Source organism: Hymenobacter humi (genome assembly GCF_042665855.1).
Classification (GTDB): domain Bacteria; phylum Bacteroidota; class Bacteroidia; order Cytophagales; family Hymenobacteraceae; genus Hymenobacter; species Hymenobacter humi.
Genome location: NZ_JBHTEK010000001.1, coordinates 4,312,039 through 4,324,507 on the forward strand (window position 1 = coordinate 4,312,039; position 12,469 = coordinate 4,324,507).

General features: G+C 62.5%; 14 protein-coding genes and 5 pseudogenes. 7 read left to right on the top strand and 12 right to left on the bottom strand.

What is annotated here, in order from left to right; translation table 11 throughout:
• The first annotated feature begins 79 nt into the window (after positions 1 to 79).
• The 3 genes from ACFQT0_RS24385 (at position 80) to ACFQT0_RS24395 (ending at position 2,167) form a co-directional block, all read left to right on the top strand.
• Complete coding sequence (locus ACFQT0_RS24385; protein ID WP_380205620.1) at positions 80 to 769, top strand: LptF/LptG family permease; 690 nt, start codon at positions 80 to 82, stop codon at positions 767 to 769.
• Positions 703 to 1,158, top strand: a complete 456-nt coding sequence (locus ACFQT0_RS24390) for an LptF/LptG family permease (RefSeq protein ID WP_380205621.1) — start codon at positions 703 to 705, stop codon at positions 1,156 to 1,158. The genes ACFQT0_RS24385 and ACFQT0_RS24390 overlap by 67 nt, the downstream gene beginning before the upstream one ends.
• A 97-nt stretch (positions 1,159 to 1,255) precedes the next feature.
• Complete coding sequence (locus ACFQT0_RS24395) at positions 1,256 to 2,167, top strand: DMT family transporter (RefSeq protein ID WP_380205622.1); 912 nt, start codon at positions 1,256 to 1,258, stop codon at positions 2,165 to 2,167.
• Here ACFQT0_RS24395 and ispE read toward each other — a convergent pair.
• Positions 2,164 to 2,985, bottom strand: coding sequence for a 4-(cytidine 5'-diphospho)-2-C-methyl-D-erythritol kinase (gene ispE, locus ACFQT0_RS24400; RefSeq protein WP_380205623.1), 822 nt, complete (start codon positions 2,983 to 2,985; stop codon positions 2,164 to 2,166). The genes ACFQT0_RS24395 and ispE overlap by 4 nt on opposite strands.
• A gap of 112 nt (positions 2,986 to 3,097) precedes the next feature.
• Here ispE and ACFQT0_RS24405 point away from each other — a divergent pair, with 112 nt between their 5' ends.
• From ACFQT0_RS24405 to ACFQT0_RS24420, 4 genes and pseudogenes are all read left to right on the top strand, one after another.
• Positions 3,098 to 3,859: a sugar transferase gene (locus ACFQT0_RS24405; RefSeq protein WP_380205624.1), complete on the top strand. Its 762-nt coding sequence runs from the start codon at positions 3,098 to 3,100 to the stop codon at positions 3,857 to 3,859.
• On the top strand, positions 3,774 to 4,340 hold the full coding sequence (locus tag ACFQT0_RS24410; RefSeq protein ID WP_380205625.1) for a PglD-related sugar-binding protein: 567 nt from the start codon (positions 3,774 to 3,776) through the stop codon (positions 4,338 to 4,340). The genes ACFQT0_RS24405 and ACFQT0_RS24410 overlap by 86 nt, the downstream gene beginning before the upstream one ends.
• A complete protein-coding gene (locus ACFQT0_RS24415) occupies positions 4,337 to 4,468 on the top strand; it encodes an acyltransferase (protein ID WP_380205626.1) in 132 nt (43 codons plus the stop codon). Before ACFQT0_RS24410 ends, ACFQT0_RS24415 begins: the two co-directional genes overlap by 4 nt.
• 59 nt (positions 4,469 to 4,527) lie before the next feature.
• Positions 4,528 to 5,690, top strand: a pseudogene (locus ACFQT0_RS24420) (DegT/DnrJ/EryC1/StrS family aminotransferase).
• 8 nt (positions 5,691 to 5,698) lie between these two features.
• Here the strand turns inward: ACFQT0_RS24420 and ACFQT0_RS24425 are convergent.
• From ACFQT0_RS24425 to atpD, 11 genes and pseudogenes are all read right to left on the bottom strand, one after another.
• A complete protein-coding gene (locus ACFQT0_RS24425) occupies positions 5,699 to 6,136 on the bottom strand; it encodes a DUF3616 domain-containing protein (protein WP_380206127.1) in 438 nt (145 codons plus the stop codon).
• Positions 6,100 to 6,375: pseudogene (locus tag ACFQT0_RS24430) on the bottom strand (DUF3616 domain-containing protein); the annotation flags it as partial. The pseudogene ACFQT0_RS24430 and the gene ACFQT0_RS24425, both read right to left, overlap by 37 nt.
• Positions 6,293 to 6,802, bottom strand: a pseudogene (locus ACFQT0_RS24435) (DUF3616 domain-containing protein); the annotation flags it as partial. The pseudogenes ACFQT0_RS24430 and ACFQT0_RS24435, both read right to left, overlap by 83 nt.
• Positions 6,803 to 6,875: 73 nt before the next feature.
• A complete protein-coding gene (locus ACFQT0_RS24440; RefSeq protein ID WP_380205627.1) occupies positions 6,876 to 7,064 on the bottom strand; it encodes a hypothetical protein in 189 nt (62 codons plus the stop codon).
• Positions 7,039 to 8,076, bottom strand: a complete 1,038-nt coding sequence (locus tag ACFQT0_RS24445) for an MFS transporter (RefSeq protein ID WP_380205628.1) — start codon at positions 8,074 to 8,076, stop codon at positions 7,039 to 7,041. Before ACFQT0_RS24445 ends, ACFQT0_RS24440 begins: the two co-directional genes overlap by 26 nt.
• 59 nt (positions 8,077 to 8,135) lie before the next feature.
• Positions 8,136 to 8,885: a trans-sulfuration enzyme family protein gene (locus ACFQT0_RS24450; protein WP_380205629.1), complete on the bottom strand. Its 750-nt coding sequence runs from the start codon at positions 8,883 to 8,885 to the stop codon at positions 8,136 to 8,138.
• A gap of 82 nt (positions 8,886 to 8,967) precedes the next feature.
• A pseudogene (locus ACFQT0_RS24455) lies at positions 8,968 to 9,105 on the bottom strand (PLP-dependent transferase); the annotation flags it as partial.
• Positions 9,106 to 9,324: 219 nt separating this feature from the next.
• Complete coding sequence (locus tag ACFQT0_RS24460; protein WP_380205630.1) at positions 9,325 to 10,380, bottom strand: AI-2E family transporter; 1,056 nt, start codon at positions 10,378 to 10,380, stop codon at positions 9,325 to 9,327.
• A gap of 134 nt (positions 10,381 to 10,514) precedes the next feature.
• Positions 10,515 to 10,760 carry an ATP synthase F1 subunit epsilon gene (gene atpC, locus ACFQT0_RS24465; protein WP_380205631.1) on the bottom strand — a complete coding sequence of 82 codons (246 nt, stop codon included), beginning with the start codon at positions 10,758 to 10,760 and terminating at the stop codon, positions 10,515 to 10,517.
• A 99-nt stretch (positions 10,761 to 10,859) separates the two neighbouring features.
• The gene (locus ACFQT0_RS24470) at positions 10,860 to 11,177 is read right to left on the bottom strand and encodes an ATP synthase beta subunit C-terminal domain-containing protein (protein WP_380205632.1); all 318 of its coding nucleotides are present in this window, start codon (positions 11,175 to 11,177) and stop codon (positions 10,860 to 10,862) included.
• A 139-nt stretch (positions 11,178 to 11,316) separates the two neighbouring features.
• Positions 11,317 to 12,366, bottom strand: a pseudogene (gene atpD, locus ACFQT0_RS24475) (F0F1 ATP synthase subunit beta); the annotation flags it as partial.
• Positions 12,367 to 12,469: the final 103 nt, after the last annotated feature.

Consider the following 12,469-nt stretch of genomic DNA (forward strand, 5'->3'; position numbering starts at 1 on the left):
GAATGAAGAATGAGGAATTGGTAAATGCGCCGTTCTAAAATTCTTCATTCTTCATTCCTCATTCCTCATTGACTGAAGAATGAATATCCTCGACAAATACATCATCAAGAAATTTCTCGCCGCGTTTTTCTTCTCGGTGGTAATTCTCGTGTCGGTTATTTGCGTCATTGATTTCACGGAGAAAAACGACGATTTTATTCAGCACAATTTGTCGATGTCGAAAATTATTTTCGGCTATTACATTTATCTGTTTCCCTATTTCGCCAATCTTCTTTCCCCGATTACCATTTTTATTGCCGTCGTATTTGTGACGGCGCAGCTGGCGGCGCGCACCGAAATTGTGGCGATTCTGGCCAGTGGGGTGAGCTTTAAGCGGCTGATGCTGCCTTACGCCATCGGCGGCACGGTGGTGGGCCTGCTCATATTCGGGCTGATTGGCTGGGTGCTGCCGATTGGCAATAAATCGCGGGTGGCGTTTGAGCGGGCGTACATCAAACTGCCCTACCGGTTTCAGGGGCGCAACGTGCACATCAAAATTGGCCCGCGCCATTATGCGTACATGGAGAGCTACGATAACATTAATAACATCGGCTTTCACTTCGCGCTCGAAACCGTAGACGGCACCATGCTGCGCCGCCGCCTCACGGCCGATGCCATCAACTGGGATTCGACCAAGCACGTGTGGCATTTGTCGCCACGCTGGTGCGCACGTTCCGCGGCGCGCAGGACGAGACGCTCCAAACCCTGCCGGCCCGCGACACCACCCTGAACCTGTTTCCCAAGGACTTTGCCAGCACCTACCGCCTGGCCGAAACCCTGACGCTGCCCGAGCTCAACGCCTACATCAAGACCAAGATAGAGCGCGGCGCCGACGACACCCAACTGTATCTGAGCGAGAAATACGAGCGGTACTCCTACCCGTTCGCCATCGTGGTGCTCACCCTGATTGGGGTGATTCTCAGCGCTAGAAAATCGCGGGCCGGCGTGGGCGGCCAGATAGCGCTGGGGTTTGTGCTGGCGTTTGTGTTCATCATTTTCGTGATGCTCAGCCGCAACCTGGCCCAGGTGGGCAGCCTGGCGCCGCTAATAGCAGCGTGGGTGCCGAGCATGGTGTTTACCGTAATTGGGCTGGCCCTGTACCGCTTCGTGCCGAAGTAACAATGAGTGAATGAGTGGATGAATGAATGCCCAGGAAGCCATTCGCTCATCTAATCATTCACTCAACCCGCCATTCACTCATTCACTCATTCACTCCTTGTTAAAAGACTACCTCAAGCTTCATTTCATTGTGCTTCTGTGGGGCTTCACGGCCATTCTGGGCAAGCTGCTGACGGTGCCGCCGGTGGAGCTGGTGTTTTGGCGGACGCTGCTGGCCTCGGCTGGCCTGGCCCTGCTGCTGGTAGCGCGGCGGGCAGTGTGGCGCATTCCGGCGGGGCAGGTGGTGCGGCTGCTGGCCGTGGGCTCGCTGGTGGCCGCGCATTGGATTACCTTCTTTCTGGCCGCACGGCTCTCTTCGGTGAGCGTGTGCCTGGCGGGGCTGGCTACGCTGGCGCTCTGGACGTCGCTGCTCGAGCCGCTGCTGCTGTGGCGGCGGGTGCGCGGCTACGAAGTGGGGCTGGGCGTTATCACCATGGTGGGCCTGTACCTGGTGAGCCAGGCCGAGCTCGACCAATTATTGGGCCTGGGTGTAGCGGTGCTTTCGGCCGGGCTTTCGGCCCTGTTCAGCGTCCTGAATTCTAAGCTGATTAAGACGCACCCGCCGCTACGGCTCACGTTTTACGAGATGCTGGGGGCGTGCCTGAGCATAGCTCTTTTCTTCCCCATCTACAGCCACTTTTTCACGCAGGGCGAGGGGCTGCAGCTCGCCTGGCACGGCTACGACTGGCTGTGGCTGGGTTTGCTGGCCGGCGTGTGCACGGTGTACGCCTTTTCGACCTCGGTGGAGCTGATGAAGCGCCTTTCGCCCTTCGCCGTGAACCTGACCACCAACCTCGAGCCGGTGTACGGCATTGGGCTGGCGGTGCTGGTGTTTGGCAGCAAAGAGCGCATGGCCACGGGCTTTTACCTGGGCACGCTGCTCATCGTGTTCAGCGTACTCATTCACCCATTGGTGGCGCGGCTCATGAAGGACAAAAACCCCGAGCACACCCCATCTATTCCGGTTTAGAGCCGGCCCTTCCACACCGTGAACTCGGCCGGCCACTGCATGGTGCGGGGCTCGCGGTCGGGCCACAGACCATACACGGCCGAGCCCGAACCCGAGAGACTGGCATATGCGGCGCCGGCCGCATAGAGCCGTTGCTTGATGTCGGCCAGGACCGGATACTTGGGGGCCAGCGCCCGCTCAAAATCGTTGTGGATGGTCTCGCGCCAGGTTTCCAGCGGCTGGGCCACGGCGGCCCGCAAGGCCTGCGCGGGCGGCTGCGGCGTGATGCGCGCAAACGCCTCGGGCGTGCTGATGTGCAGGTCGGGGTACACCACCACGCACCCGGCCCCGGCTACATTCAGCTCAATTTCTTCGAATACGTCGCCGCGGCCGGTGGCCAGCACGGGCTTGTTTCGAATGAAGAACGCGCAGTCGGAGCCCAGGCGGCGGGCGTAGGCCTCCAGCGCTTCGATGGGAATATTCAGGCTAAAAAGGTCGTTGGCGGCCTTCAGGGCGAAGGCGGCATCGGCCGAGCCGCCGCCGAGGCCGGCCCCGATGGGCACTATTTTATGCAGAAAAATCTGGGCGGACGGCAGCTGGGGGAAGTCGGCCTGCAGCAGCTCGTAGGCCCGCACGCAAAGGTTGGTAGCGGGGTCGCCGGGAATGGGGCGGCCGGTGAGGGTGAGGCTCGTGGCTTGGCCGTCTTCGGAAGGCAGAATTTCCAGCGCATCGGTCCAGGGCAGCGGCACAAACACTGATTCCAGGTTGTGGAAGCCATCGGGCCGGCGTTCGGTGATGTAGAGGCCGAGGTTGAGCTTGGCGTTGGGGAAAACGAGCATTTTGGTTAGGGTTGAGTTTTGAGGGTTGAATGTTGAGTTAATTCTGGACGCCTCAACATTCAACCCGCAAGCCACGATAATAACAGCAAAGTACCGAGTCCTACCTTTGTTTATGCCTGCGGCACCTCAACATTCAACCCTCAAAACTCAGAACTCCTTCTACGTCCGCCACGGCAAGCGCCTGCTCGACGTAGCCATTGCCCTGCCGCTGCTGGTGCTCACGCTGCCCTTGCTGGCCGGCGCGGCTGCGCTGGCTGCCGCCCAGAACCGCGGCCGGGTGCTGTTCCGGCAGCTGCGGCCGGGCTGGCACGGGCGCCTGTTTCTGCTGTATAAGATTCAAACCATGACCGAGGCACGCGATGCCGCCGGCCACCTCCTGCCCGATGCCGCGCGCCTGCCCGCCCTGGGCCGCTGGCTGCGCGCCACCTCGCTCGACGAGCTGCCCCAGCTCTGGAACATCCTGCGCGGCGACCTGAGCCTGGTGGGCCCGCGCCCGCTGCTGCCCGAGTACCTGCCGCTGTACTCCCCCACGCAGGCCCGCCGCCACGAGGTGCGCCCCGGCCTCACGGGCTGGGCACAAGTGAACGGGCGCAACGCCATTTCCTGGGAAGAAAAGTTTGCCTACGACGTGTGGTACGTCGACAACGTATCGTGGCAGCTGGATATGAGCATCTTGTGGCGCACGGCCGGCCGGGTGCTGCGCGGAACCGGCGTGCAGGCAACCGGCCAGGCAACCACCGTGGCCTTCCGGGGCACTCCTCCCCTTCCGTTTCCTAGTAGATTGCCGCATGACCACGTTGTTTTTCCCGGAATACGAAGACGCCGAGCCCGGCGCGCCGCTTGCGATATTCGGAGCCGGTGGCCTGGGCCGTGAAGTCCTGCTGCTGCTGCGCCAGCTCAACGCCACGCACCCCACCTGGGAAGTGCGCGGCTTCTACGACGACCAGGCCCCGGCCACGCCCACCGTGGCCGGCCTCCCCTACCTGGGCACCAGCGCCGACCTCAACGCCACTGCCGAACCCCTGGCCGTAGCCGTGGCAGTGGGCAGCCCCGCTGGCCGCGCCGCCGTGGTCTCCCGGCTCACGTCGGGGCAATTGTCGTTTCCGGCGCTGGTGCACCCGGGCGTGGCATTGGCGCCGCACCAGCGCATTGTGCTGGGTGAAGGCAGCATCGTGCAGCAGGGCTGTATTCTGACGTGCGATATCACATTGGGCCGCTTTGTGCTGCTCAACCTGGGGTGCACTGTGGGGCACGATGCGGTGCTCGGCGACTTTGCCTCGCTGATGCCGCACGCCAACGTGAGCGGCGCAGCCCAACCGGCGCCGGCACCTACCTGGGCACCAATGCGACCGTGATTCAGGGCGTGCACATTGGGGAAAATACGGTGCTGGGGGCGGGCGCCGTGGCCGTGCGCAACCTGCCCGCCAACGTAACCGCCGTGGGCGTGCCCGCCCGGGAACTACGGATGAGAAGCGAAGAATAAAGCCTTCGCGAGCCCTCAAACCCCTTCTTCTTTCAGAATTCTTCGTTAAGCGAAGCCTAATGCATAGCCAAGACCACGACCGCCTGTTTCTTTCCCCGCCCCACCTCGGCCGGCACGAGCTGAACTATGTGCACAAAGCCATCGAGGATAACTGGGTAGCGCCGGCGGGGCCAAATTTGACGGGCTTCGAGGCGGACATCTGCCAGGCCACCGGCGCCAGGCATTGCGTGGCTTTGTCGTCGGGCACGGCGGCCATTCATCTGGGGCTGATTTTGCTGGGCGTGGGCCCCGGCGACGAAGTGCTGTGCCCCTCGTTCACCTTCGTGGCCACGGCCAACCCCATCCTGTACCTGGGCGCCACGCCCGTCTTCGTCGACAGCGAAGCTGACACTTGGAACCTGTGCCCCCAGCGCCTGCGCGAAGCCATTACCGACCGCATTGCCAAAGGCAAAAAGCCGAAGGTGCTGCTGCTGGTGCACCTCTACGGCATGCCCGCCCGCCTGCCCGAGATTCTCGCCATCGCGGCTGAGTACGAGCTGCCCATTCTCGAAGACGCCGCCGAGGCCCTGGGCTCCTGCTTCGACAAGCAGCCGCTGGGCAGCTTCGGCACGGTGGGCGTGTTCTCTTTCAACGGCAACAAAATCCTGACCACCAGCGGCGGCGGCGCCCTGGTGACCAACGATGCCGCCTTGGCCCAAAAGCGCGTTTTCTGGCCACCCAGGCCAAGGACGACGCGCCCCACTACCAGCATTCGGAAGTGGGCTACAACTACCGGCTCAGCAACATTCTGGCGGGCATCGGCCGCGGCCAGATGGAGCTGCTGGACGAGCGGGTGAAGCGCCGGCGCGAAATCTTCGCCTGGTACCAGCAGCATTTGGCTCAACTGCCCGGCCTCACCGTAGCCCTGGCGCCCGAGCCCGCCGGCAGCCGCTCCAACCGCTGGCTTACCACCATCCTGCTGAGCCAAACCGACCCGGAGGACGGCCCGGGCCAATCCAGAGTAACGCCCGAAACCGTGCGCCGGCAGCTCGAAACCCACAACATCGAAAGCCGGCCGCTCTGGAAGCCCCTGCACCTGCAGCCGCTGTTCCAAGGGGCCCCAATGTACGGCGGGGACGTGTGCGCCGACTTGTTTGCCCGCGGCCTGTGCCTGCCCAGTGGCACGGCCATGACCGATGCCGACCTGCGCCGCGTGGCCGAGGCCCTAGCCGAATGCTTCTAGCTACAGAATCAGTCCGGTAGCCGGTAGGAGTCGGCTACGATGTCGTTGGCGGCGGTTTTACGTGCGTCGGCCGGGCTGTCGAAGACGATGAGGATGTGCTGGTCGTCGAGCAAGGCCATGCCCTCGGCCCGGTCCCGGCCGGCGGTGGGGCCGTGGCCGTGGGGCACATCGAAGATGCGCTGCATTTCCTCCGCGGGCACGAGGCTGTCGGTGGCTTGCCGCGTAGCATTGGCCCACCGGTACACCGCGATGGTGCCGTCGAGGTCCATGGTGGGGCCGGCCAGCAGCAGGATGTCGTGGCCGCGCTGGCGCAGCTCGCGCAGGCCCATGCCGCCCAGGTCCAGAAAGTGCTTTTGTAGTAGGTCTCGGTGGCGCCCTCTATTTTGCCCAGCCGCAGGCGGCCGTGCTTGTCTTCTTCCGGCAGGAGCTCCAGCACCACGGCCCACCCACGCAGCACAGGGCCGCGCAGCCCCACAAATACCTGCCCTTCTTCGTTCACCGCCAGCCCTTCGATGTCCAGGCCATTGTCTTTGCCGGGAATGTTCACGAAAGGCTTCAGGTGAGAGTCGTGGGCCAATAAGTCGAGCAGGCTCGTTGGTTTCGCCGTTGCCGTGGAGCTGGGCCGCGCGCAGCGTGTGGCCGGCTTTGGTGGGGTGCGGTGCAGTTTTGTGGAGCTCGTAGTCACCAGTCTTCTCGTTCAGCAGCAACGGAATGCGCGCCAGCAGGTAGCGGTTGGGGTCGGAGGAAGTTTTCGCCAGCTTCTTGATTTGCTTGGAGACGTCGCCGTGCTGGTCGTCGGGCTGCTTGCGCTTGAGGCTGTGCGAGCCCACCACCCAGAGGTAGTGCCCGGCCTCGCCCATGCCTTCAATGTCAATTTCGACTTCTTCATCGGCCGGCAAATCCAGCAGCTCGGTGAGCTGGAAAGAGCAATGCTGCCCGAACTCGTGGGGGCCCGTGCGGCGCAGGCGCTCTACGGTGGTGCGCTCATCGCAGCTCAACCACAGGTTTTCGCCGGTGAGCAAGGCCGTTGATAAGCCGTCGCGCACGTGCTTTTTGTCGGCATTCAGGCTGAGCTTGGAGTTGAAATGAAGCGTGTAGGGCTGGCGGCGCATGGTCGGTTAGGCAAATAAGAACGGACTATGCGCACAACGGTTCTGCTGCCAGGAAGTTGGGCTGGGGCTGCTTTCAGTTAGCCAGAGCTTCCGGCGCAGTCCAGGGCCGCACCCGCGCTTGCAGCAGATAGGTCGCCACGCCCAGCGCCACCACCGCCGTGAGCCCAAAAGTGGCTACCGGCCCGCGCCACTGCCAGAGCAGGCCCGCCAGCGTGCTCGCGCCCAGGGCCGCCAGGCTACTCAGCCCCGCAAGTGTGCCCAAGGCGGCGCCGGTATCCGGCTTGGCGCAAAGCGTGCTCACCCAGGCCTTGCCCACGCCCTCGGTAGCCGCCGCATACAGGCCATACAGCACGAACAGGGCCCCAAACTGCCACAGGCTCGTGTACCAGTGCCACGCCGCCGTACACCCCGGCAAACACCACGAATCCGGCCACCAGCAGGCGCCGCGGACCAAGGCGGTCGGCCAGGTGGCCCAGGGGCCAGGCGCTGAGCACGTAGCTCACGTTGTAGAGGATGTAGAGGCCAATCACCGCCGTGGCCGACACCCCGCGCTCGCGGGCCAGCAGCAGCAAAAACGCATCGGAGCTATTGAACAGGGCAAACGCCAGCAAGGCCCCCACCACGCGCCGGTACGAAGGCGTGGCCTCGCGCCAGTAGCGAAACGACGCCCAAAACGGCACCACCGGCCGCCCTGAGGGCACCGCCCGCCGCTCGCGCAGCGCAAACGCGATGAGCACGGCCACCACGCCCGGAACGAATGCCCACAAAAACAACGGCCGGAACTGCCCGGGGTGCGCATCCAGCCACAGCAACGCCGCCAGCGGCCCCAGCACCGCGCCCAGCGTGTCCATAGACCGGTGAAAGCCGAACACCTTGCCCCGGTCTTCGGGGGTGGTTTCATCGGCGAGCAGGGCGTCGCGGGCGCCGGTGCGCAGGCCTTTGCCCAGCCGGTCGAGGGTGCGGGCCAGCAGCACCCACACCGGCGTGGCCAATACCGCCAGCAGAGGCTTCGAGATGGCACTCAGCCCATAGCCCGCCCGCACAAAGGGCACCCGCTGGCCCAACCGGTCCGACCATTGCCCAAAGTAGCCTTTGCTCAGGCCCGCCACCGCTTCGGCTACGCCTTCGAGCAGCCCAATGAAGAACACCGAAAAGCCGATGGACTGCAGGTACAGCGGCATCACTGGGTATAGCATCTCGCTGGCCACGTCGGTGAACAGGCTGATGAGTGAGAGCAGCCAGACGGCGCGGGTGAGGTAGCGGAAGCGTCCCATTGGTATCGTGCCTTGATGGTGTGTTGAGCCAAACTTCGCGGCCTGGCTTTAGCTCAGTTTTAGCTCAACGCGTGCGCCAAATCGGCCAGCAGCTCTTCCACTGGCTCAATGCCCACGCTAAGCCGCACCAGCCCCACTGTGATGCCCAACTCGGCGCGCTGCTCATCGGTGAGGGCCCGGTGCGAGGTGTACAGCGGGTGGGAGCACGACGAATCGACGCCTGCCAGCGAGGGCGCAAACGGAAACCGCTCCGACCGCTGCATGAAGCGGTTGACTACCGCGGCATCGTCGGGCAGCCGGAACGAGAGCATGCCACTGAACAGCCCGTGTCCCTGCATGGTCGCTAATCCGTGCTGCGGGTGCGTGAGCAAGCCGGGGTAGTATACGGCCTCCACGGCGGGGTGCACCTCCAGAAACTCGGCTACCTGCTGGGCATTGTGGCTATGCGCGGCCACCCGCAGGCGCATGGTTTTCATGCCGCGTACGCTCAGCCAGCTTTCCATGGGGCTCAAAGTCAGGCCGAACACGATGCCTATCTGGCGCAGTCGGGCCGCATCCTCGGCGGCGCGGGCCACCACGGCCCCGGCCGTTACGTCGGAGTGGCCGGCGAGGTACTTGGTCACGCTGTGCAGTACGAGGTCGGCGCCGTAGGTTAGCGGCTTGGTGAGCACGGGCGTCGCAAACGTGTTGTCGACCACCAGTTTCAAGCCATGCCGGTGGCATTCGGTGGCCATGGCGCGCAGGTCCACCACGCGCAGCAATGGGTTGCTCATCGTTTCGCAGAGCAGCAGCTTGGTGGTGGCTTGCACGTACGGCGCCAGGCTCGTACAGCTCCTCAAACGGCACGTAGCTCACCGTGATGCCCAGCCGCGACAGCTCCAGGTTGAGTAGGGCTGCCGAGCCGCCGTAGATGTCGGCGGCGCACAGCACGTGGTCGCCGGCCTGGCAGTAGGTCATCAGCGCCGCGAAGATGGCCGCCATGCCCGAGCCGGTGGCTACTGAGCCAGCCCCACCTTCCCAGCGGTTCACGGCCGCGGCCAGGCTCGTCGCTGTTGGGGTTGCCGTTGCGCGAGTACAGGTAGCGGCTGCCGGGCTCGTCGAAGTACTGCTGCACGGCGTCCAGGTCTTCAAATTTGAAAACGGACGTTTGGTAGATAGGTGTGATTTTGGGCTGAATAAGCGTCGATTTCATGGGAGCCGCGGGTGGGAATGTTCCGCAAATGTCGGCAACAGCGCCCAGCTTCTTTGCTATACCGCGCCCTCGCGTCCCCGCCGGTTTTCGCGGCGGAATACTTTCATCAACACCAGGAAATAAGACACGATGAGCGGCCCCACCACCAGGCCGATGATGCCGAAAATCTCCACCCCCATCACCAGTCCCACCAGCGTCACCACCGGGTGAATATCGCCCATGCGCTTGGCCAGCAAGATGCGCAGCAGGTTATCCACGTTGATGATTATCACGAAGCCCACTACCAGAATGCCAATGCCCTGGGTGTTGGCGCCCTGCGAAAACTGGTACAGCGCCGCCGGGCCCCACACCAGGGGCGTGCCCAGCACCGGTAGAAAGGCCATGAAAAAAGCCACTACGGTCCAGAACAAGGGGTCGGGTACTTTAAAAATCCACAGGGTAAGGCCCGTCAGAATGGCTTGCACCATCGCCACCAGCACCTGCCCCAGCACGTTGGCATTCACGTTGTTTTTCAACGATTCGCCCAGCTCCTGCAGCGTCTCATTTCGGAACGGCAGGTAGCGGTGCAAGCCCCGCAGAAAGCTGTCTTCCTGCATAAACATGTAGTACATGGAGAACAGCATCAGGCCCACTATCACCAGAAAATTGAGCGCGCTGCCGGCCAATGTGGGCACCCAGCGGCTCACCTGCACGGCGCCCTGCTGCAGCAGCTGCCGCACGTTTTGCTGTTCGGTAATCTGGTAGCCGGTGGCCCGCTCCAAGCGGTGAATCACGTCGAGTATCCGGTCGGGCTGCCGGGCAAAGGCAATTACTCGGTCAATGAGCAAAGAGCTCAGCGCGTAAAACGGGATAACGAGCACCACCACCGTTACGAGCAGAATAAATACCGTGACCAGCCGCCGGTTCCACTTGCGGTGGTGGGCCAGCGCCACCCACCACGGCCGAAACGCGACAAACAAAATTCCCGCCGCCAGAAATGCCCCCAGGTAGCTGGCTAGCCCAAACACCGCCAGCCCCGCCAAACCCAGCAGCGTGGCAATGAGCAGCACGTGCCGCTGGTGGGGCGTGTAGATGTTTTCAATCGATTCGATAGGCGTAGATGAATCCGACATGGCGTGCAGTTAGAACAGCAAAATTCTCGTGCTATATACGCCACCAGCATTATTTTGCCGGACGTGTATAAAAAAGCCGCTCCTGTCGAACAGGAGCGGCTTTTCTATAGCCAGATGAATTAGCAATCTGAAGATTAGACCACTGCGCCTTCGGCCAGCACAATTACATTATTGCGCAGCACCTCTACCACGCCGCCTTCGATGCGGATGGCTTCGCGGCCGGTGGCACTGGTCAGCATGACCTCGCCGGCGCGCAGGGCGGCAATCAGCGGGGCGTGGTTGTTCAGCACTTCAAACGAACCATCGGCCCCCGGAAATTGGGCCGCCGTCACTTCGCCTTCGAATACCTTGCGGTCGGGGGTGATGATTTCTAAATGCATTTTTTAGCTGTTAGCTTTCAGCTGTTAGCCACTAGCTTTTTCTGCGCCCATCTTTCGAAAAGCTAACAGCTAACAGCTAATGGCTAACAGCTAAAGAAATTATTTGGCTTCGGCAATCAGCTTCTCGCCCTTGGCTACCGCATCCTCAATGGTACCCACCAGGTTGAAGGCCGCCTCGGGGAGGTGGTCGTACTTGCCGTCGATGATTTCGTTGAAGCCGCGGATGGTGTCCTTGATGTCAACCAGCACGCCTTGCAGGCCGGTGAACTGCTCAGCCACGAAGAAGGGCTGCGACAGGAAGCGCTGCACGCGACGGGCGCGGTTCACAACCTGCTTGTCTTCCTCCGAGAGTTCGTCCATACCCAGGATGGCGATGATGTCCTGCAGTTCCTTGTAGCGCTGCAGAATCTCCTTCACGCGCTGGGCGGTGTTGTAGTGCTCGTTGCCGATTACGTCGGCCGACAGGATGCGCGAGGTCGAGTCCAGCGGGTCTACGGCGGGGTAGATGCCCAGGCTCGGCAATTTTGCGGCTCAGTACCGTGGTGGCGTCCAAGTGAGCAAAGGTGTTAGCCGGAGCCGGGTCAGTCAAGTCGTCGGCCGGCACATACACGGCCTGTACCGAGGTGATGGAACCGCGCTTGGTCGAGGTAATACGCTCCTGCATGGCACCCATCTCGGTGGCCAGCGTGGGCTGGTAACCTACGGCCGAAGGCATCCGGCCCAACAGAGCCGATACTTCCGAACCCGCCTGCGTGAAGCGGAAGATGTTGTCGATGAAGAACAGGATGTCGCGGCCCGAACCGGTGCCGTCGCCGTCGCGGAAGCTTTCGGCAATGGTCAGACCCGACAGGGCCACGCGGGCGCGGGCTCCGGGGGCTCGTTCATCTGGCCGAACACCAGGGTGGCCTGCGACTTCAGCAGGCTCGTTCTGGTCCACTTTCGACAGGTCCCAGCCACCGGCTTCCATCGAGTGCTTGAACTCCTCGCCGTAGAGAATGATGTTGGATTCGATGAATTCGCGCAGCAAGTCGTTGCCCTCGCGGGTACGCTCGCCCACGCCGGCAAACACCGACAGGCCTTCGTAGGCCTTGGCCACGTTGTTCACCAGCTCCATGATGAGTACGGTTTTGCCCACGCCGGCACCGCCGAACAGACCAATTTTACCGCCCTTCACATAAGGAGCCAGCAAGTCGATTACCTTGATGCCGGTGTACAGGATTTCCGACGACGTTGCCAGGTCCTCAAAGGCTGGCGGCAGGCGGTGAATGGGCAGCGGGCCGTCCGACTTCGGCTGGGGAATGCCGTCGATGGCTTGGCCGATTACGTTGAACAGGCGGCCTTTCACGCCTTCGCCGGTGGGCATCGACATGGGGGCGCCCAGGTCGCGCACGATGGCGCCACGGGTCAGGCCTTCGGTCGAGTCCATGGCAATGGTCCGAACCCGGTCCTCGCCCAAGTGCTGCTGGCATTCCAACACCACCACTTGGCCGTTGTCTTTGGTGACTTCGAGCGCGTCGAGGATGTTGGGCAGCTTCGTGTTTGCACCCGCGAAGCTCACGTCCACTACGGGGCCGATGACCTGGGTGATTTTGCCGGTATTCGCCATTGCGTTGTATTTATAATGAAGATGCTGCGTTTTTCAGGCCGCAAAATTACGGCAGAAGCACGGCTTTTCCAACCCTATGGGTGACAAGACCGGGCTTTTGGCT

What these genes read in the sequence shown, in the direction of transcription:
- atpC (WP_380205631.1), bottom strand. Translation starts at nt 10,760, where the DNA reads ATGCATTTAGAAATCATCACCCCCGACCGCAAGGTATTCGAAGGCGAA.
- ACFQT0_RS24410 (WP_380205625.1), top strand. Translation starts at nt 3,774, where the DNA reads ATGACCACGTTGTTTTTCCCGGAATACGAAGACGCCGAGCCCGGCGCG.
- ispE (WP_380205623.1), bottom strand. Translation starts at nt 2,985, where the DNA reads ATGCTCGTTTTCCCCAACGCCAAGCTCAACCTCGGCCTCTACATCACC.
- ACFQT0_RS24405 (WP_380205624.1), top strand. Translation starts at nt 3,098, where the DNA reads ATGCCTGCGGCACCTCAACATTCAACCCTCAAAACTCAGAACTCCTTC.
- ACFQT0_RS24460 (WP_380205630.1), bottom strand. Translation starts at nt 10,380, where the DNA reads ATGTCGGATTCATCTACGCCTATCGAATCGATTGAAAACATCTACACG.
- ACFQT0_RS24385 (WP_380205620.1), top strand. Translation starts at nt 80, where the DNA reads ATGAATATCCTCGACAAATACATCATCAAGAAATTTCTCGCCGCGTTT.
- ACFQT0_RS24445 (WP_380205628.1), bottom strand. Translation starts at nt 8,076, where the DNA reads ATGGGACGCTTCCGCTACCTCACCCGCGCCGTCTGGCTGCTCTCACTC.